The following is a 19,441-nucleotide window of genomic DNA, read 5'->3' as shown; positions in this document are numbered from 1 at the left end:
CGAGGGACGCGGCCGTCGTGTTTGTCGATGGAGTGTTGAATGAATTCGCTGCAGAAATTGCTCGAATGGCTCGCCAACCTGGTCGAGCTGCTCGGGATGGCCTGGCCCTTCCTGCTCCAGGGCGCGATGTATACCGTGCTGTTCGCCGCGGTATCGATGGTCCTGGGCCTGATCCTCGGCTTCAGCGTCGCGGTGGTCCGGGTGACCAAGGTGCCGGTGGTCTCGCAGATCGCCGCGGTCTACGTCAGCGCCTTCCGCGGGACGCCACTGCTGGTGCAGATCTTCGTCCTGTACTACGGGCTGCCGAGCGTCGGCATCGAGTTCACCCCGGTCACCGCGGGCATCCTGGCGCTGACCCTGAATGTCGCGGCCTATCTCTCGGAGTCCATGCGCGGGGCGATCCTCGGCATCGACAAGGGACAATGGGAAGCCGGGCTCTCGGTCGGCCTGACCTGGGGCCAGACCCTGTGGAACATCATCACTCCGCAGGCCCTGCGCCTGGCGGTGCCGAGCCTGTCGAACAGCCTGATCAGCCTGATCAAGGACACTTCGCTGATCTCCGTGATCACCGTGACCGAGCTGATGCTGGCGACCAAGGAGGTCATCGCCGAGACCTTCCAGCCGCTGCCGCTCTATCTCGCTGCCGCCGGGATCTACTGGCTGCTTTCGGCGCTCTTCGAGCGTGTGCAGAAAGCCCTGGAGAACCGCCTGACCGCGCCGCTGCGGCGCTGAGCGTTCAGCCGCCGGCGTCGAGGCCGGCCAGGCAGACCGCGGCGCGGTCCAGCTCGTCTTCGTTGAAGACCAGCACGCCCATGCGCTTGAGGGCGGCGGCGGTCACGCCCTCGCCGGCGACCCGGCTGCCGTTGAAGCGCCCGTCGTAGTTCTCCAGGTTGCCGCAGGAAGGACTGCGCGCCTTGAGCACGGCCATCCGGATGTCATGGCGGCGGACCAGCTCCACTGCCGCCTCCGCACCCAGCAGGAATGCTTCGCTGACATCCTCGCCGTCGACGGTGAAGACCCGGTTCAGCCGGTCCAGCACTTCGCCGCCCTGGCCGCCGGGGATCTCCGCTGGCGGGCGGGGCGTCGGCAGGCCGCCGGCGACCTCCGGGCAAAGGGCGACGATCCGCCCCTGCGCATGCCAGCGCGAGAGCAGGTCGAACGGGCCATGGCTGCCACCGTCGTAGCGCACCAGGTGGCCCAGCAGGCAACGGCTGACCAGAACCTTCTGCATGGATGCTCCACCCCTTTGACAGGCACACAGAGTAGCCTGCCGCTCACCGATGGTCACGCCCGGTAACAGTAGCCGGGAAGCACCGGGGAAACCCGCCCTCGACCCAACCGGAGTTAGGCCTCGCGGTAGCGCTCCAGCGCCCGTATGGCGGGGACCAGGGCTATTTCTTGCCGATCCTTAGGATAGAACTGCGGGCGGCCCATGGCGAACCTCCGCCGCCCCGAGCAGACTGGCTTCCCGCGCAACCGCGAAGGACCCGCCCGTCATGCTCCCGACCCGCTCGCTTCTACCGTTTTTCCTGGCCCCCGCGCTGCTCGCCAGCGCTGCCAGCCAGGCGGCCATGGAGGCCCTGGACAACGACAGTCTCAGCCAGGTCACCGGCCAGGCCGGCATCAGCCTGCGCCTGGACCTGCGCGCCGGCGCGGCCAGGGTCGCCTGGGTGGACGACGGCGGCAGCCTCTCGCTGCGCAACCTGGTGATCGACAACGGCTGCGTGAAGGTCGGCGACTGCCCGGACGGGCGCGGCGGCAACATCCCCCTGGGCGCCGCCCAGCTCGGCCTGAGCCTGCCGATCTTCGGCGTCGAGCAGCCGACCCTGGCACTGGACGTGACCACCGGCAGCGGCGGCGGGCAGCAACTGGCGATCAGCCTGCCGGACCTCGCCACCATCAACGACCAGTTGATCGCCAGCGGCCTGCCGGCGCAGCGCATCCGCCTGCGGGTGGCCAGCGACCTGTACATCGGTGACAACTCGATCGGCCGCATCGAACTGCGCGACATCACCGACCTGCGCGGCACGATCAAGGTCTGGGGTCACTGAGGCGGCGACCCCGCCGAGGGTTCAGGAAAGTTGCAGGAGGGATTCGTTGCGCCGGCGGAACCAGCCGGTCAGCGACAGCCGGTCGCGGCTGGCGGGCAGGACTTCGTGCTCGGTGCCGGCGGACATGAACACCACCAGGCTACCGCCCGTCGGCTGGATGTCCACCTGCCGCTGCGGCAGGTGCAGGCGCAGCGCGCCGCCATGCTCGGGCAACCAGGCATCGTTGAGGTAGAGAACCGCGGAGACGGTGCGTGCGTCGTCGTCGCGGAAACGATCGACATGCTTCTGGTAATAGGCGCCCGGCGGGTACAGCGCGAAGTGGCACTCGAAATCCTCGAGGCCGAGGAACAGCGAGGCGTTGAGAGCCTGGCGCAAGTTGTCCATCACCCCCAGGTATTCGTCGCAGGCCTCGGATTCTCCGGGCTCCAGCCATTGCGTGAGGTCGCCGCGGATGCCTTCGCGGATCACCTGGCCGTCGCCGCGGCCGATCGCCGCCGGGGTCAGGTCGCCCGCGACCGCACGGGTGCGGCACTCTTCGGCCAATCTGGTGGTCAGACGCTCAGGCATGAAGATGCTCTGGTGCGACCAGCCCTGGTCGACCAGTTCATCGACGATGCGATGCAGGAGTGGATGATTGACGTTGATGTGCATTGTCCATTGTAGCGTGCCGTCCCGGTGTCTCGACAAGCGGTCCGCCGCATGTCGACAATAGCGCCCCATGGACGGCACCACCCGAACGACGAGGCTTTCGCCGCCAAAGGAGTATCAATGCGCGCTTTGCTCGCCTTCGCTTTACTGCTGGTTGGTCTGCCCGCCCTGGCCGACCCTTATCAACGCCTGTACCAGGCCGCTGGCTGGCCCGACCAGCGCGCGCATTTCAGCGATGCCCTGGACGCGGCGCAGAAGCGCTACCAGGACAAGCTGCCACCCGCGCTCTACCAGACCCTGGTGGACAACAGCAATCGCCGCTTCGCCCCGGCCGAAGTCGACCAGCGCGCCCTCAACGGCCTGCGCGAGAACCTGCCGGACAGCGCCAGCCCGCTGAATTTCTTCGAGTCGCCGCTGGGACGCAAGGTGGTCGCCGCCGAGGTGCTCGCCACCCGCCGCGACCAGTTGCTCCAGCACAGCAACGGCCTGCCGCGGCAGACCGCCAGCGAGCCACGCCGGGCCCTGGTCAAGCGCCTGGCCCAGGTCCTTCCGGCCCGAGAGGCCGGTGCGGAAGTCAGCCTGGCCCTGGCCGGGGTCGCCGCCGACAGCCTCAGCCAAATGCTTCCGGGCCTCCCCGGCCTGCTTGGCGGCGGACAGACCGGCCAGTTGCTGGAAGGCCAGCGCCAGCGCCTGGTGCAGCAGATCGGCGCGGACCTGGAGAACACCCTGCTGTATGTCTACCGCGATCTCTCCGACACGGAACTCACCCAGTACGTGAACTTCGCCGAGTCGCCGGCCGGCCGCAGCTACTACCAAGCGGCCCTGGCGGCGCTGAAAGCCGGCCTGGCGGTGGACCAGGTGGTCGCCCACTGATCGCCGCGGGGCCTGGAACTCAGGCCCCCAGCGCGTCGCTCAGGAAATCGAAATAGCGCCGCCGCAGCCCCTCGCTTTCGTTCGCCAGGTGATGGCGCGCCTCTTCCAGCAACAGTATCCGCGGCTCGTCGAACTTCTCCCGCAGCACCTTCAGGCCATGGCGCCAGTCCACCGTCTCGTCGGACTCGCCCTGCACCACCAGGGGGCTCAGGGCACGCCGAGGCGCCCGCTCGATGCGCGGCACCCAGCGGGTCAGCGCGCCGACCCAGGCGGTCGGCAGGGTGCGTGGCTGCAACGGATCGTGCTCGCGGAGGAAGTCGAGGAACTGCGGATCGCTGGAGTTCTCCGAGAAGCGCCGCGGGATCGAGTCGACGAAGGGGCTCAGCAGGCGGTAGCTGAGCTTCGACCAGCCCCAGGCGCGCGGGCGCACCAGCGGCGCCAGGAGAATCGTCTCGCCCAGCTCGGGACGTTCGCCGCCGTGCAGCAGGTAGTCCAGCAGGATCGCCCCACCAGTGCTTTGTCCGCAGAGGTGCCAGGGCGCCGCCAGGTCGAGTTCGGCAGCCTGGCCCAGCAGGCCCTTGAACACCGCCTGGTATTCGGCGAAGTCGCGGATGCTGGCCCGCTCGCCTTCGGACAGGCCATGCCCCGGCAGGTCGCAGGCGAGCACCGAGAAGCCCATGCCCAGCGCCCAGTCGACCACGTGCCGATACAGTCCCATGTGGTCGTAATAGCCATGCATCAGCAACAGGCTGCCGCGCGATTCCGGCAGCAGCCAGGCCTGCACCGCCAGGCGGCGCCCATCGACCGCCATGCTGCCGAGCCGCGCTTGCAGGCGCGGATGGTGGGAGCGCAGGTCCAGGCCGTAGTAGGCCTGGTAGGCGAGGACGGCGGCGTCCGCCTCGGCCGCGGCCAAGGGTCGCAGGTGCTGGCGCAGGTAATCGGGGTTGAAGGCTTCTGACATCGGCGGTTCCGGGCTGCAATCGATTCGTGGCCGGGCCACGGGCGAAACCCAGGGATATTCAGCTGCGCGCGAACACATGGCAAGCTTGGCACCCGTTTTCCGTGTGAATGCCATGACTCCCCGCCGCAAGACGCTCCTCGTCAGCCTGGTCGGCCTGCTCTGGGCCGGCGGCCTGCTCGCCGCCTACTGGTGGTTCGAGATCCGCTACATCCGTCCGTTCAGCGAGCAGACCACCCTGTTCTCCGGCGACAGCCTGCGCCTGCCGGCCGAGCTGGCCGGGCCGGGGCCGATCCGCCTGGTGCATTTCTGGGACCCGGCCTGCCCCTGCAACGTCGGCAACCAGCAGCACCTCGGCGAGCTGATCGAACGCTTCGCCGGCAAGGGCGTGGAGTTCCATGTCCTGCAGAAGCCTGGCAGCCAGGGCCGCCTGCCGGACAACCTGGCCGCCCTGCGCCCCCTCGCCGGTCTGCCCGGTTCCGAGCAGTTGCCGGCCAGCCCGGCCGTGGCGATCTGGAACCGCGACGGCCGCCTGGCCTACTTCGGCCCCTATAGCGAGGGCGCGGTATGCACCTCCAGCAACAGCTTCATCGAACCGATCCTCGAAGCGCTGCTGCAGGGACGTCCGGTGGATGCCACCCATACCCTCGCCGTGGGTTGCTACTGCCCCTGGACCCCGGAAAAAGGCTGACCTGGCTCAACACCGGGCCTTCCGGAGGGGGCGCCGGAAGGCGTAGCGGCTACACTGCCCGGGTCGGCCCACGAGGGGCCGTTGCCGAACCAAGGAGTCGCTGCATGTCCCTACGTCCCACCCTCGCCCTGCTCGCCCTCGTCAGCCTGCCGCTGATGGCCGCCCAGAACGACCCTCAGCCCAGCAGCAAGGAACTGATGAAGGAGCACCAGGCGCAGATCCAGAACGACCTGGCCGACGTCGACTACAAGCGCAAGCGCATCGTCGAGGCCAACATGAACCTCACCGACCAGGAAGGCGAGAAGTTCTGGCCAATCTACAACACCTACCGCACCGAGTCGGACAAGCTCAGCAAGGAAACCCTCAGGCTCCTGCTCGACTACGCCCAGGCCTACAACAGCGGCAACGTCAGCGACGACCAGGCGAGCAAGCTGATCGAGCGTGTCGACGACCTCCAGGAGGACCGTCTGGAACTGCGCGACAAGTACGTCAAGCGCATCGCCAAGAACGTCTCGCCCAAGCGCGCCATGCGCTTCCTGCAGATCGAGATCCAGCTCGACGCCATCGCCACCCTGGAGATCGGCCGTCAGGTACCGCTGGTCGAGTAACCCTCTTCCCGCTTCGCCAGCCGCGCCCTGTATTGCTCCGGGGGCGCGGCGTGCCAGCGGCGAAAGGCCCGGTAGAACGGCGACAGCTCGGCGAACCCGCAAGCCTTGGCCACCTCGCGGATGGCGCGACCGGCCAACAGCATCTCGCTCGCCCGCTGCCGGCGAACCTCATCGCGAACCTGCCGGAAACTCGCTCCGCCAGCGGCCAGCGCACGCTGCAAGGCACCGCTGCCAAGGCCCAGCTCCGCCGCGCACTGGCGCAAGCCATAGCCCTCCCCGAGGCGCAGCTCGATCAGGTAGCGCACGCGATTGAGCAAGCGGTTCTCGCTGAGTTCGCGGGTCTGTTCTTCCGCGTGGCGGGTCAGCACGCCATGCATGTCCGGATTGGCGTTGCGCGAAGGACGCCGCAGCAAGGCGGCGGAAAACACCAGGGCATCGTGCGGCCGCGAGAACAGCGGCAGCCTGCCGAACAACCGGCGGTGTTCGCCCAGCCGTGGCGGGGCTCGGTGGCGGAACTCGATGCGCTCGGCGACGAACTCGTCGTCGCTGATCAGCGCCAGCAGCTTGAGGAACAGCAGCATCAGGCATTCGATCTGCTGACGCAGCGAGGCATAGCCCAGGTAGTTGATGTCGAGGATCAGCCTTGCCGTTTCCCCTTCGACCTCGAGGCGCGCGGCGAAACCGCCGGAGAGAATGTGCTGGAAACGCACGAAGCTGCGCAGCGCCTCCTCCAGGTCGCGCGCGGACAGCAGCAGGTAGCCGACCACATCGAGCAGGCGCGGCTTCATTGCCTCGCCCAGGTGCAGGCCGATGTCGGCATCGCCGGTCACCGCCGCCAGCTCGGTCCAGAACAACGGGGCGTTGTCATGCACCAGGCGGCCGCCCAGGGTCGGCGGCGGCAGCGGGATACGCCGGTAGACGCTGCGGTAGACGCGGGTGGGGTCGAGCCCGAGGGCGTCCAGGGCTTCATACAACAGACGCCGCAACGTGGCGGAATGGGTCAGGGGGCTGGTAGACGGGTCGTCCTGCATGGCGGCTCCTCGCGATTGACCAAAGACTTCCAGGGTCCGAGCATTCGGTCAATGCCGCGGGCCGGCGGCATCCGCAGAATGCTCGGCACTACAACAAGGAGAAAGGATCGATGAAACGCACCCTGACCGTGATCGCCGTGGCGGTCGCCGCCGCGGCTGCCGGCGGCGCCTGGTACCTCCATGCCAAGCAGCCGCTCCGCAACGGCTCGCTCGCCCTGGCCCACCTGCAGGCGCCGGTCGACGTGCGCTACGACGAGCGCGGGGTTCCGCACCTGTACGCGCAGAACCAGACCGACCTCTACCGCGCCCTCGGCTACGTGCACGCCCAGGACCGCCTGTTCCAGATGGAAATGCTGCGGCGCCTGGCGCGCGGCGAGCTGGCCGAAGTGCTCGGACCCAAGCTGGTGGATACCGACCGTCTGTTCCGCACCCTGCGCATCCGCGACCACGCCGCCGAATACAGCGCCCGCCAGGACAAGCAGTCGCAGCCCTGGAAGGTGCTGGAGGCCTACCTGGACGGGGTCAACCAGTTCCAGGAAAACAACCCGGCGCCGCTCGAATTCGACCTGCTGGGCATACCCAGGCGTCCCTTCACCCCCGAAGACACCCTGAGCATCGCCGGCTACATGGCCTACAGCTTCGCCGCCGCCTTCCGCACCGAGCCGGTGCTGACCTACATCCGCGACGAACTGGGCAGCGACTACCTGCGCATCTTCGATCTCGACTGGCATCCGCAGGGCGTGCTGACGCCCTCCGGCGCACTGGGCGCCGGCGACTGGAAGGACCTTGGCGCCCTCGCCCGTCTCAGCCAGCAGGCCCTGGAGGACGCCGGCCTGCCGCAGTTCGAGGGCAGCAACGCCTGGGTCGTCGCCGGCAGCCGCACCGCCAGCGGCAAGCCCCTGCTGGCCGGCGACCCGCATATCCGCTTCGCCGCGCCGGCGGTATGGTACGAGGCCCAGCTGAGCGCGCCCGGTTTCGAACTCTATGGCCACCACCAGGCGCTCAACCCCTTCGCCTCGCTGGGCCACAACCGTGCGTTCGGCTGGAGCCTGACGATGTTCCAGAACGACGACCTCGACCTGATCGCCGAGAAGGTCAACCCGGACAACCCCAACCAGGTCTGGTACCAGGGCAAATGGGTCGACCTGCAGAGCGAGGAGCAGGAAATCGCGGTCAAGGGCGCTGCGCCGGTGAAGCTCACCCTGCGCCGCTCGCCCCACGGTCCGATCGTCAACGACGCGCTCGGCGCCAGCTCCGGCAAGACCCCGATCGCCATGTGGTGGGCTTTCCTCGAGACCGAGAACCCGGTGCTCGACGCCTTCTACCAGCTGAATCGCGCCGATACCCTGGCCAAGGCCCGCGCGGCGGCCTCGAAGATCCATTCGCCAGGACTCAACCTGGTCTGGGCCAATGCCGCCGGCGATATCGGCTGGTGGGCCTCGGCGGCCCTGCCGAAGCGGCCGGAGGGAGTGAACCCGAGCTTCATCCTCGACGGCAGCAAGGGCGAGGCGGACAAGTCCGGCTTCTATCCGTTCGCCGACAACCCGCAGGAGGAAAACCCGGCGCGCGGCTACATCGTCTCCGCCAACTTCCAGCCGGTCCCGGCCAATGGCCGGCCGATTCCCGGCTACTACAACCTGGCGGACCGCGGCCAGTGGCTGGATACCCAACTGGCCGACCGCGGCACCAAATGGAACCTGGACAACAGCCGCGCGCTGCAACTCGGCAATCGCACCGGCTACGCGCCGCGCCTGCTCGCACCCTTGCTGCCGGTCCTGCGCGAGGTGGTCGACGACGCCGAAGGCAAGCGCCTGGTCGAGCAACTGGCGGCCTGGAAGGGCGACTACCCGGTCGACTCGACCGCCGCCACGCTGTTCAACCAGTTGCTGTTCCAGATTGCCGAGGGCGCCTTGCACGACGAACTGGGCGATGCCTTCTTCGACAGCCTGATCGCCACCCGCGCCATCGACAGCGCGCTGCCTCGGCTGGCTGGCGACGCCGACTCGCCCTGGTGGGACGACCGCCGCACAGAACGCCGGGAAACCCGCGCGGATATCGTCAGGGTCGCCTGGAACGCCTCCCTCGCGCATCTGCGCGGCACCCTCGGCAACGACCCGTCCGGCTGGCTGTGGGGCAAGGCGCATACCCTGACCCACGAGCACGCCCTGGGCCAGCAGGCGCTGCTCAAGCGCCTTCTCAACGTCGGTCCGTTCGCCGCCCCCGGCACCCACGAGGTACCGAACAATCTGTCGGCGAAGATCGGCCCGGCCCCCTGGGCGGTCACCTACGGTCCATCGACCCGGCGCCTGGTGGACTTCGCCGACCCGACCCACAGCCTCGGCATCAACCCGGTCGGGCAGAGCGGCGTGCCCTTCGACGGCCACTACGACGACCAGGCCGAGGCCTACATCGAGGGCCACTACCTGCCGCAGCACTACGAGGAAAACGAGGTGAAGGCGAACAGCAAGGGCGTGCTGGTGCTGGAACCGAAGCGCTGAGCCGGCCGGCGGAGCATCCGCCCGGCGTGGCGTAGGGCGAGTAACCGGATGGTGGTTGTCCGCCGGATACAACAGGGTATCGGCGGATAACGCCTCGGGCGTTATTCGTCCTACGGAGCGTAGCCAGGCATTTCCCGCCACCGACGCGCCAATGAAAAAGGCCACCCGCAGGTGGCCTTTTCTTTTCGGCGGAGGGCTCAGGCCGGGGTCGGCGAGCCTTTCTGCCAGTCGGTCGCGGTCTCTTCCATCGCCTGCTGGATCGCCCGGCGACGCCGCTCCTCGGCCTGGCGGGTGAAGTACCAGGCGAAGAAGGTGAACAGCGAAACGCTCAGCAGGATCAGGCTGGCCACCGCGTTGATCTCCGGCTTCACGCCCAGGCGTACCGCCGAGAACACTTCCATCGGCAAGGTGGTCGAGCCGGGTCCGGAGACGAAGCTGGCCAGTACCAGGTCGTCCAGCGACAGGGCGAAGGACATCATGCCGCCCGCCGCCAGCGAGGGCGCGATCATCGGGATGGTGATCAGCAGGAACACCTTCCAGGGCTTGGCGCCCAGGTCCATCGCCGCTTCCTCGATCGACAGGTCGAGTTCACGCAGGCGCGCCGACACCACCACCGCCACGTAGGACGAGCAGAAGCTGGTGTGGGCGATCCAGATGGTCACGATACCCCGTTCCTGCGGCCAGCCGATCAGTTGCGCCATGGCCACGAACAACAGCAGCAGCGACAGACCGGTGATCACTTCCGGCATCACCAACGGCGCGGTGACCATGCCGCCGAACAGCGTACGACCGCGGAAGCGCGGGATGCGGGTGAGGACGAAGGCCGCCAGGGTGCCGAGGAGCACCGAGGAGAACGCCGTATAGAAGGCGATCTCCAGGGAGCGTCCGACCGAACTGACCAGTTGGGTGTTGTCCAGCAGGCCGACGTACCACTTCACCGACCAGCCGCCCCACACCGTCACCAGCTTGGAGGCGTTGAACGAATAGATCACCAGGATCAGCATCGGCAGGTAGATGAAGAGCAGGCCGACGATCAGCATGACGTTGGAGAAATTCCAGCGCTTCATACCTTGCCCTCCAGTTCTTTGGCCACGCTTCTGGATGGAGAGCCTGTTGAACGGGATACGGAGCGGGATACGCTGTGCTGGCTCATACCTTGCCCTCCAGTTCTTTGGCCTGGTTCTTGTTGAACAGGATGATCGGGATGATCAGGATCGCCAGCATTACCACCGCCAGGGCGGACGCCACCGGCCAGTCGCGGTTGTTGAAGAACTCCTGCCAGAGCACCTTGCCGATCATCAGGGTCTCGGGGCCGCCGAGCAGTTCCGGGATGACGAACTCGCCCACCGCCGGGATGAACACCAGCATACAGCCGGCGATGATGCCGTTCTTCGACAGCGGCACGGTGATCTTCCAGAAGCTGGTGAAGTTACGCGCGCCCAGGTCGGAAGCGGCCTCCAGCAGGCTCGGGTCGTGCTTCACCAGGTTGGCGTAGAGCGGCAGGATCATGAACGGCAGGTAGGAATAGACGATGCCGATGTACACCGCGATGTTGGTGTTGAGGATGGTCAGCGGCTCGCTGATGAGCCCCAGCCCCATCAGTACGCTGTTGAGCAGGCCGTTGTTGGAAAGGATGCCCATCCAAGCGTAGACCCGGATCAGGATCGCCGTCCAGGTCGGCATCATGATCAGCAGCAGCAGGACGGTCTGCGAGGACTGGCTGGAGCGGGCGATGGCGTAGGCCATCGGGTAGCCCACCAGCAGGCAGATCAGGGTACTGATGAAGGCCATCTTCAGCGAGCCGAGGTAGGCATCGATGTAGAGCGGGTCATCGGTCAGCATCAGGTAGTTGCCGAGGTTGAGGAGCACCTGCAACTGCTGGTCCGCGTAGGCGAAGATCTCGGTGTAGGGCGGGATGGCCACGTCCGCTTCCGCCAGGCTGATCTTCAGCACGATGGCGAAGGGCAGCAGGAAGAACAGGAAGAGCCACAGGAACGGCACCCCGATGACCGCATGCCGCCCGGTGGGCATGCGCTTTTTCAGGCTGTTGGCGAATTTCATGACTGCAGTACCACGCCGCTGTCGTCGTACCAGCTGATGTACACCGACTGGTCCCAGGTCGGCCGGGCGACGTGGCGCTCGGCGTTGGCCATGAAGGCCTGGACGATCATCCCGGAGGCCAGCTTGATGTAGTACACCGAGTGGCCGCCAAGGTAGGCGATGTCGTAGACGGTGCCCTGGGCCCAGTTGTGCCCGGCGTGTTCCAGGTTGTCCGGCTTCTGCGCGCTGATCATCACTTTCTCCGGCCGCAGCGCGTAGGTGATGCGCTTGTCCTCGGCGCGGGTGCTGATGCCGTGGCCGATGTAGATCGGGTTCTCCAGCTGCGGGCAGGCGATCACCGCATGGTCCTGCACGTCCTCCACCAGCACGCCGTCGAACAGGTTGACGTTGCCGATGAACTCGCAGACCAGGCGGCTCGCCGGGGTCTCGTAGATGTCCATCGGGCTGCCGATCTGCTCGATGCAGCCCAGGTGCATGATGGCGATGCGCTGGGCCATGGTCATGGCCTCTTCCTGGTCGTGGGTCACCATCACGCAGGTCACGCCGACGCGCTCGATGATCTCCACCAGTTCCAGTTGCATCTGCGAGCGCAGCTTCTTGTCCAGCGCGCCCATCGGCTCGTCGAGCAGCAGCAGCTTCGGCCGCTTGGCCAGCGAACGAGCCAGGGCCACCCGCTGGCGCTGGCCGCCGGAGAGCTGGTGCGGCTTGCGCTTGGCGTACTGGGTCATGTGCACCAGCTTGAGCATCTCGGCCACGCGCTCGTCGATCTCGGCCTTGGGCAGGCCGTCCTGCTTGAGGCCGAAGGCGATGTTCTGCGCCACGCTCATGTGCGGGAACAGCGCATAGGACTGGAACATCATGTTGATCGGCCGCTCGTAGGGCGGCAGGTCGGTGATGTCCTGGCCATCGAGGAAGATCCGCCCCTCGGTGGGCCGCTCGAAACCGGCGAGCATGCGCAACAGGGTGGATTTACCCGAGCCGGAGCCGCCGAGCAGGGCGAAGATCTCGCCCTTGTTGATGGTCAGGGACACGGTGTCCACCGCCAGCGTCTCGTCGAACTGCTTGGTTACCCGGTCGATCTTTACCAGCACCTCTTTCGGCTGCTGGTTGCCCTCTAGGGCTTTCTTGTAGGCACCGGAGGCTATCGCCATTACCACAACTCCCAAGTCGTTGAGCCCGGTCACGCTACCGGGCGGAATTTGAACTTATTTGCCGGTCTTGATCCGGGTCCAGGTACGGGTCTGCAGGCGCAGCACCTTGGCCGGCAACACGGCGGAAACGTAGAGCTTGTCGAGCACGGCCTGCGGCGGATACACCTCCTCGCTGTCGCTGACGCTCTTGTCCATCAGCGGGCGGGCCCCCGGTATCGCGTTGGCGTAGCCGACGTAGTCGCTGACCTTGGCGATCACCTCCGGACGCAGCAGGTAGTCGATGAACGCGTAGGCGTTATCGGCGGCCTTGGCATCGGCGGGAATCGCCATCAGGTCGAACCACAGGTTGGCGCCTTCCTTGGGAATCACGTACTGGATGTCGATGCCCTTGCCGGCCTCTTCGGCGCGGGCAGCGGCCTGGAAGACGTCCCCGGAATAGCCGAAGGCGACGCAGATGTTGCCGTTGGCCAGGTCGGAGATGTACTTGGAGGAGTGGAAGTAGCTGACGTAGGGGCGAACCTTGGTCAGGACTTCCTCGGCCTTCTTGTAGTCCTTCGGGTCGTGGGTGTTGGGGTCCAGCCCCAGGTAGTTGAGGGCGGCGGGCAGCATCTCGTCGCCGCTGTCCATGAAGGCTACGCCGCACTTGGCGAGCTTCTTCATGTTCTCCGGCTCGAAGAGGATGGCCCAGGAGTCGATCGGCTGGTCACCGAGGACTTCCTTGACCTTGGCCACGTTGTAACCGATGCCGTTGGTGCCCCACAGGTAGGGAACCGCGTACTGGTTGCCCGGGTCGCTGACCTCCAGCTGCTTGAGCAGCGCCGGATCGAGGTTCTTCCAGTTCGGCAGCTTGCTCTTGTCCAGCTTCTGGAAGGCACCGGCCTGGATCTGCTTGCCGAGGAAGTTGTTCGACGGCACCACGATGTCGTAACCGGAGTGGCCGGAGACCAGCTTGCCCTCGAGGGTCTCGTTGGAGTCGAAGACGTCGTAGCTGACGTCGATCCCGCTCTCCTTGGTGAAGTCCTTGAGGGTGGTGGGAGCGATGTAATCGGTCCAGTTATAGATGTGCAGGCTCTTCTTCTCCGCCTGCACGGGGCCCGCGATCGCCGTAGCCAGAGCGGCTACCAGCAGTGTCTTGCCAATGGAATGTTGCATGTCCGACTCCTGTTCCGGGCCTTTTCACGGCAGCACCCTGCCTGTTCGACCCGTGTTCTTCAAGTGCCGATGTAAGCCCAGATCACTCGGGTTTCATGACAACCCGACGATTCCGCCGGGAAACATGAGTGAGCTGGGTTCCCTACCGGCGTGTTGGTTTCAGGTTTTCCGGGCCCTCGGCCCCGGTGCGAGCGACACGACCGGCCCCGGCGCGGCAGATTGGCGCAGCGCCCATGGCAGCGTCTTCGTCGTCGATACTGCGTCCGGTCGTCGGGCCCCCAGGAGGAAGCGTCTGGACGAACGGGCAAAAGAGTCGAACCTCTTCGCAGGGGAGCGTGGCCGGAGGAAACCCGGCCGCGTTCCGGTTCTCTCGTGCCGGAGCGCCGGCGGCTTCAGGCGCCGCCGGGCTCCTCGCGGATCACTTGCCGGACTTGATCTTGGTCCAGCTGCGGGTCATCGCCCGCTGGGTCTTGGCCGGCAGGTCGGGGAAGGTATACAGCTTCTTCATGACCTCTTCGCTCGGGTAGATGCCCGGGTCGTTGCGGATCGCCTCGGACACCAGCGGGGTAGCCGCCGCGTTGCCGTTGGGGAACTGAACCACGTCGGTGATCTCGGCCATGATTTCCGGCTTCATCAGGAAGTTGACGAAGGCCAGGGCGCCCTCGGTGTTCTCGGCGTCCTTGGGAATGGCGACCATGTCGAAGAAGCTGCCGGCGCCTTCCTTGGGAATGTTGTACTTGACGGTGACCTTGTTCTTCGCCTCTTCGGCGCGGGACTTGGCCTGGTAGATGTCGCCGGAGTAGCCGATGGCGACGCAGATGTTGCCGTTGGCCAGGTCGGAAATGTACTTCGACGAGTGGAAGTAGGTGACGTAGGGACGGATCTTCAGGAACAGCTCTTCGGCCGCCTTGAGTTCCTTGGGATTGTCGGTGTCCGGCTTGTAGCCGAGATAGTGCAGGGCCGCCGGGAGAATCTCGGTCGGCGAGTCGAGGAAGCTGACGCCGCACTGCTTCAGCTTCTGGATGTTCTCCGGCTTGAATACCAGGTCCCAGGAATCCACCGGCGCATTGTCGCCGAAGGCCGCCTTGACCTTGTCCGGGTTGTAGCCGATGCCGATGGTGCCCCACATGTAGGGAATCGCATGCTCGTTGCCCGGGTCGCTGACTTCCAGGGTGTGCATCAGGTCCTTGTTCAGGTTCTTCCAGTTCGGCAGCTTGGACTTGTCGAGCTTCTGGTAGACCCCGGCCTTGATCTGCTTGGCGAGGAAGGAGTTGGACGGCACCACCACGTCGTACCCGGACTTGCCCGCCAGCAACTTGGCTTCCAGCACTTCGTTGCTGTCGTAGACGTCGTAGACGACCTTGATCCCGGTTTCCTTGGTGAACTTCTCCAGGGTGTCCGGCGCGATGTAGTCGGACCAGTTGTAGACGTGCAGTACCTTGTTGTCCGCAGCCTGCGCCATACCGGCCACAGAGCCCGCCAAGGTCAGGGCGAGCAGGGTCTTACCGAAACGTTTCATCATGCGGGGTAGCTCCATTTTTGTTGAAGTATCCGGGCGGTGGCGCAACCGATCGCGTCACCACCCGGTGAGCCTGGCCAACGCACTGGCGCAGTCTGGCAAAAGTCCGCTCAGGGACTCAAGCCAGGACGGCGGCGGCGGTCTGATCGAGGCACTTGCGCGCCAGGGTGATCAACTCATCGATCTGCGACGGATCGATCACCAGCGGCGGCGAGATAATCATAGTGTCGCCCACCGCGCGCATGATCAAACCGTTGCGGAAACAATGTTCCCGGCACAGCATCCCGACGCCCTTGTCGGTGAAACGCTCGCGGGTCTTCTTGTTCTTGACCAGCTCCAGGGCGGCGACCATGCCGACCCCGCGCGCTTCGCCCACCAACGGGTGGTCGGCCAGCTCCTGCCAGCGTTTCTGCAAATACGGTGCCGTTTCCGCCTTCACCTTCTCGATGATCTTCTCTTCGCGCAGGATGCGGATGTTCTCCAGGGCCACGGCGGCCGCCACCGGGTGACCGGAATAGGTGAAGCCGTGGTAGAACTCGCCGCCCTGGTTGAGCACTTCGACGATCTCGTCGCGCACCACCACCCCGCCCATGGGGATGTAGCCGGAGGTGAGGCCCTTGGCGATCGGCATCAGGTCCGGGGCGTTGCCGTAGTACTGGCTACCGAACCACTCGCCGGTACGGCCGAAGCCGCAGATCACTTCGTCGGCGATGAACAGGATGTCGTACTTGGCGAGGATCTCGCGGATCTTCGGCCAGTAGGTGTCCGGCGGGACGATCACGCCGCCGGCGCCCTGGATCGGCTCGGCGATGAAGGCGGCGACGTTTTCCTCGCCCACTTCGAGAATCTTCTTCTCCAACTGCTCGGCGGCCCAGACGCCGAACTCGTCCGGCGACATGTCGCCGCCCTCGCCGTACCAGTAGGGCTGGGCGATGTGGACGATGCCCGGGATGGGGAAATCGCCCTGCTCATGCAACGCCTTCATGCCGCCCAGACTGACGCCGGCGACGGTGGAGCCGTGGTAGCCGTTCCAGCGGCCGATCACCACTTTCTTCTGCGGCTGGCCCTTGGTCGCCCAGTAATGGCGGACCATACGCAGCACGGTGTCGTTGGCCTCGGAGCCGGAGCCGGTGAAGAACACGTGGTTCATGCCTTCCGGAGCGACGTCGGCGATCGCCTTGGCCAGCTCGACCACCGGCGGGTGGGCGGTCTGGAAGAACAGGTTGTAGAACGGCAACTCGCGCATCTGCCGGGTGGCGGCCTGGACCAGCTCCTCGCGGCCGTAGCCGACGTTGACGCACCAGAGGCCGGCCATCGCATCGAGGATCTTGTTGCCCTCGCTGTCCCAGATATAGACGCCTTCGGCCTTGGTGATGATCCGCGCGCCCTTCTCGTTCAACTGCTTGTAGTCGGTGAACGGCGGCAGATGGTGGTCGCGGCTCAACGCCTGCCACTCACGGGTCTTGGCGTTGGTGATTTGGCTGTTCATGTCACACCTCTTCTATTCAAGACTGTCCGGGAGCGGCGGACCACGCCGGCCGCCCCCGGTCAGGATCAAACGGAAAGCAGGAGGAATTCCCGCTCCCAGGAGCTGATTACCCGCTTGAAATTCTCGTGCTCCGCACGCTTCACCGCGACGTAGCCGCTGATGAACTTGCTGCCGAGATACTGCTCGAGGGGCTTGCAGTTCTCCATGCGCTCCAGCGCCGCTTCGATCGTCAGCGGCAGGCGCAGGTTGCGGCGTTCATAGCCGCGACCTTTGACCTGGGCGCTCGGCTTGATGCCTTCGACCATGCCGATGTAGCCGCACAGCAGGCTGGCAGCCAGCGCCAGGTAAGGGTTGGCGTCGGCGCCGGCGAGACGGTTCTCGACCCGGCGGTTCTCCGGGCTGGAGTCCGGCACGCGCAGGCCGACGGTACGGTTCTCTTCGCCCCACTCGACGTTCACCGGCGCCGAGGTATCGGGCAGGAAGCGGCGGAACGAGTTCACGTTGGGCGCGAACAGCGGCAGCACTTCCGGGATGAACTTCTGCAGGCCGCCGATATGGTGCAGGAACAGCTCGCTCATGGTGCCGTCGGCATTGGAGAAGATGTTCTTGCCGGTCTTCACGTCGACGATGCTCTGGTGCAGGTGCATCGCGCTGCCCGGCTCGCCGGTCATCGGCTTGGCCATGAAGGTCGCGGCGACGTTGTGCTTGAGCGCGGCCTCGCGCATGGTGCGCTTGAACACCAGGATCTGGTCGGCCAGGTCGAGGGCGTCGCCATGACGGAAGTTGATCTCCATCTGCGCGGTGCCTTCCTCGTGGATCAGCGTATCCAGGTCAAGGCCCTGGGCCTCGCACCAGTCGTACATGTCCTCGAACAGCGGGTCGAACTCGTTGGCGGCGTCGATGGAGAACGACTGACGCCCGGTTTCCTGGCGTCCGGAGCGGCCCACCGGGGCCTGCAACGGATAGTCGGGGTCGTCGCTGCGCTTGGTCAGGTAGAACTCCATCTCTGGCGCCACGATCGGCCGCCAGCCCTTGTCGGCATACATCTTCAACACGCGCTTGAGGATGTTGCGCGGCGACAGCTCGATGGGATTGCCGAGCTTGTCGAAGGTGTCGTGGATCACCATCGCGGTGGGCTCGATGGCCCAGGGGACGAGGAACACGGCATTCTCGTCCGGGCGGCAGACCATATCGATGTCGGCCGGGTCGAGCAGGTCGTAGTAAATGTCGTCTTCCACGTAGTCGCCGGTGACGGTCTGCAGCAGAACGCTCTCCGGCAGGCGCATGCCCTTTTCCGCGATGAATTTGTTGGTCGGCGAGATCTTGCCGCGGGCGATGCCTGTCAGATCGGAAATCAGGCATTCCACTTCGGTGATCTTGCGTTCCTTCAGCCAGCTGGTCAGCTGGTCTAACTTGGTAGTCATAAAGACCTCAGGGTTGAGAGTCCGGCCCCAACAGCCGGACTCAACGTTGCCCCGCCCTCTTGCTGCAGGCCTTACCGAAAGCCTGGAAGATAGCGAGATAGTTGGGGTTCGTCAGAACCTGCCACTCCGGGTGCCATTGCACACCAAGAGCGAAGGCTTTTGCACCTTCTACGGAGATGGCTTCGACCAACCCGTCAGGCGCCAGTGCTTCTACTCGAAGGCCCGGCGCCAGACGATCAACGCCCTGGCCATGGATGGAATTGACCTGGAACTCGCTCGGCAAGCCGATACCGGCGAGCACTCCGCCCGGCTGCACATGCATGGCATGGCGCGGCGCGTACTGAACCTCGAGCGGCTGGTCGGCCGGCTCGCGGTGGTCCATGAAGGTTCCGACCTCGTGCACCTTCTGGTGCAGGCTGCCGCCGAAAGCCACGTTCATTTCCTGGAAACCGCGGCAGATGCCGAGGACCGGAATGCCGGCGTCGATGGCGGCGCGGACCAGCGGCAGCGTGGTGGCGTCGCGGTCGGAGTCGTGGAGGGTGCCGGGCTCGCTCGCCGGTCCACTATAATGACGGGGCTCGACGTTCGACGGCGAGCCAGTGAAGAGCAAGCCGTCGACGCTGTCCAGCAGGGCTGCCTGGTCGATCGACTCGCCCAGCGCAGGAATGATCAGCGGGAGACCGCCAGCGCCGTTGACGACGGCACGCAGATATTTGTCGCCGGCAATGTGGTAGGGATGAAGACCGATCTGCTTGGTGCAGGCGGTGACGCCGATTAACGGCAGGCGAGACATGAGACACCCGTTGTTTGTAGATGTTATGGGGTTTGACCGAGCTTAGCGTTGTTCATTTTTTTACACAATAGGCCTGTAAAAAATTGAACACGCACTCCTGAACACCCTTCGACGCGAGGTTTTTTTCGGCTTTTCGTCCGGCGAAAATGCCCTGAAAACGGCCTCAACGCCCCACAAGAGGGCGTTTTTGGCGGCTATTGACATCCCACAGGCTTTCGGATTGACTCATAGCCTACCCCCCGCATGATTGAAATTTTTAACAAAAAAGGTGTTGCATCATGTCGGTACCCCAGCGTGCCGTTCAGCTCACTGAACCGAGCGAGTTCCTCAAGGAACATCCCGAGGTCCAGTTCGTCGACCTCCTTATTGCAGACATGAATGGCGTGGTTCGCGGCAAGCGGATCGAACGCAACAGTCTGAACAAAGTCTTCGAAAAAGGTATCAATCTCCCCGCTTCCCTGTTCGCCCTCGATATCACCGGCTCCACCGTAGAG

Annotated in this window: 18 protein-coding genes and 1 pseudogene; 7 read left to right on the top strand and 12 right to left on the bottom strand. The window is 65.4% G+C overall.

Annotation, left to right across the window (positions count from 1 at the left end):
• The first annotated feature begins 39 nt into the window (after positions 1–39).
• Entirely contained in the window at positions 40–732 is a 693-nt protein-coding gene (locus LT948_RS11840; protein ID WP_003084339.1) for an amino acid ABC transporter permease, read from the top strand.
• Positions 733–736: 4 nt separating this feature from the next.
• Here the strand turns inward: LT948_RS11840 and LT948_RS11835 are convergent, their stop codons facing one another.
• Positions 737–1,231 (bottom strand): DUF523 domain-containing protein, encoded by a 495-nt coding sequence (locus LT948_RS11835; protein ID WP_003084333.1) that lies wholly within the window; start codon positions 1,229–1,231, stop codon positions 737–739.
• A gap of 265 nt (positions 1,232–1,496) precedes the next feature.
• Between LT948_RS11835 and LT948_RS11830 the strand changes: the two genes are divergently transcribed.
• The gene (locus LT948_RS11830; RefSeq protein WP_009315025.1) at positions 1,497–2,051 is read left to right on the top strand and encodes a DUF6160 family protein; all 555 of its coding nucleotides are present in this window, start codon (positions 1,497–1,499) and stop codon (positions 2,049–2,051) included.
• Positions 2,052–2,072: 21 nt separating this feature from the next.
• Here LT948_RS11830 and LT948_RS11825 read toward each other — a convergent pair whose 3' ends face one another.
• Positions 2,073–2,771 (bottom strand): 2OG-Fe(II) oxygenase, encoded by a 699-nt coding sequence (locus LT948_RS11825; RefSeq protein WP_023443543.1) that lies wholly within the window; start codon positions 2,769–2,771, stop codon positions 2,073–2,075.
• A 48-nt stretch (positions 2,772–2,819) separates the two neighbouring features.
• Here LT948_RS11825 and LT948_RS11820 point away from each other — a divergent pair, with 48 nt between their 5' ends.
• Complete coding sequence (locus LT948_RS11820) at positions 2,820–3,572, top strand: hypothetical protein (protein ID WP_073657423.1); 753 nt, start codon at positions 2,820–2,822, stop codon at positions 3,570–3,572.
• Between the two features lie 19 nt (positions 3,573–3,591).
• Here the strand turns inward: LT948_RS11820 and LT948_RS11815 are convergent, their stop codons facing one another.
• Positions 3,592–4,533: an alpha/beta hydrolase gene (locus LT948_RS11815; RefSeq protein WP_003110708.1), complete on the bottom strand. Its 942-nt coding sequence runs from the start codon at positions 4,531–4,533 to the stop codon at positions 3,592–3,594.
• A gap of 76 nt (positions 4,534–4,609) precedes the next feature.
• Here LT948_RS11815 and LT948_RS11810 point away from each other — a divergent pair, with 76 nt between their 5' ends.
• Both LT948_RS11810 and LT948_RS11805 read left to right on the top strand, forming a co-directional pair.
• Positions 4,610–5,221 carry a DUF6436 domain-containing protein gene (locus LT948_RS11810; RefSeq protein ID WP_023108702.1) on the top strand — a complete coding sequence of 204 codons (612 nt, stop codon included), beginning with the start codon at positions 4,610–4,612 and terminating at the stop codon, positions 5,219–5,221.
• Between the two features lie 104 nt (positions 5,222–5,325).
• Complete coding sequence (locus tag LT948_RS11805; RefSeq protein ID WP_003110710.1) at positions 5,326–5,829, top strand: transcriptional regulator; 504 nt, start codon at positions 5,326–5,328, stop codon at positions 5,827–5,829.
• Here LT948_RS11805 and LT948_RS11800 read toward each other — a convergent pair.
• Complete coding sequence (locus LT948_RS11800; RefSeq protein ID WP_003110711.1) at positions 5,808–6,860, bottom strand: AraC family transcriptional regulator; 1,053 nt, start codon at positions 6,858–6,860, stop codon at positions 5,808–5,810. The genes LT948_RS11805 and LT948_RS11800 overlap by 22 nt on opposite strands.
• A 110-nt stretch (positions 6,861–6,970) precedes the next feature.
• Between LT948_RS11800 and hacB the strand changes: the two genes are divergently transcribed.
• Positions 6,971–9,358: an N-acylhomoserine lactone acylase HacB gene (gene hacB, locus LT948_RS11795; RefSeq protein WP_033995110.1), complete on the top strand. Its 2,388-nt coding sequence runs from the start codon at positions 6,971–6,973 to the stop codon at positions 9,356–9,358.
• Positions 9,359–9,555: 197 nt separating this feature from the next.
• On the opposite strand, the gene LT948_RS11790 is transcribed toward hacB, so the two are convergent.
• The 8 genes from LT948_RS11790 to LT948_RS11755 form a co-directional block, all read right to left on the bottom strand.
• Positions 9,556–10,425 carry an ABC transporter permease subunit gene (locus LT948_RS11790; protein ID WP_003084307.1) on the bottom strand — a complete coding sequence of 290 codons (870 nt, stop codon included), beginning with the start codon at positions 10,423–10,425 and terminating at the stop codon, positions 9,556–9,558.
• Positions 10,426–10,507: 82 nt separating this feature from the next.
• Positions 10,508–11,389 carry an ABC transporter permease subunit gene (locus LT948_RS11785; RefSeq protein ID WP_003121722.1) on the bottom strand — a complete coding sequence of 294 codons (882 nt, stop codon included), beginning with the start codon at positions 11,387–11,389 and terminating at the stop codon, positions 10,508–10,510.
• A 26-nt stretch (positions 11,390–11,415) separates the two neighbouring features.
• Positions 11,416–12,570: a polyamine ABC transporter ATP-binding protein gene (potA, locus tag LT948_RS11780; RefSeq protein WP_003084303.1), complete on the bottom strand. Its 1,155-nt coding sequence runs from the start codon at positions 12,568–12,570 to the stop codon at positions 11,416–11,418.
• Between the two features lie 54 nt (positions 12,571–12,624).
• Positions 12,625–13,722, bottom strand: coding sequence for a spermidine-binding protein SpuE (gene spuE, locus LT948_RS11775; protein WP_003084301.1), 1,098 nt, complete (start codon positions 13,720–13,722; stop codon positions 12,625–12,627).
• 418 nt (positions 13,723–14,140) lie between these two features.
• The gene (gene spuD / locus LT948_RS11770; RefSeq protein WP_003084299.1) at positions 14,141–15,244 is read right to left on the bottom strand and encodes a putrescine-binding protein SpuD; all 1,104 of its coding nucleotides are present in this window, start codon (positions 15,242–15,244) and stop codon (positions 14,141–14,143) included.
• A 115-nt stretch (positions 15,245–15,359) separates the two neighbouring features.
• Positions 15,360–16,730: a putrescine--pyruvate aminotransferase gene (gene spuC / locus LT948_RS11765; protein ID WP_003084297.1), complete on the bottom strand. Its 1,371-nt coding sequence runs from the start codon at positions 16,728–16,730 to the stop codon at positions 15,360–15,362.
• Between the two features lie 65 nt (positions 16,731–16,795).
• A complete protein-coding gene (locus tag LT948_RS11760; protein ID WP_003084290.1) occupies positions 16,796–18,154 on the bottom strand; it encodes a glutamine synthetase family protein in 1,359 nt (452 codons plus the stop codon).
• A gap of 40 nt (positions 18,155–18,194) precedes the next feature.
• Positions 18,195–18,947, bottom strand: a complete 753-nt coding sequence (locus LT948_RS11755) for a gamma-glutamyl-gamma-aminobutyrate hydrolase family protein (protein ID WP_003112938.1) — start codon at positions 18,945–18,947, stop codon at positions 18,195–18,197.
• A 278-nt stretch (positions 18,948–19,225) separates the two neighbouring features.
• Between LT948_RS11755 and LT948_RS11750 the strand changes: the two are divergent.
• Positions 19,226–19,441 (top strand): annotated as a pseudogene (locus LT948_RS11750) (glutamine synthetase); the annotation flags it as partial.

The organism is Pseudomonas sp. CP-1 (genome assembly GCF_021213715.1).
In the GTDB taxonomy this organism is placed as follows: Bacteria; Pseudomonadota; Gammaproteobacteria; order Pseudomonadales; family Pseudomonadaceae; genus Pseudomonas; species Pseudomonas aeruginosa.
This window is presented reverse-complemented; position numbering and strand designations above follow the sequence as displayed.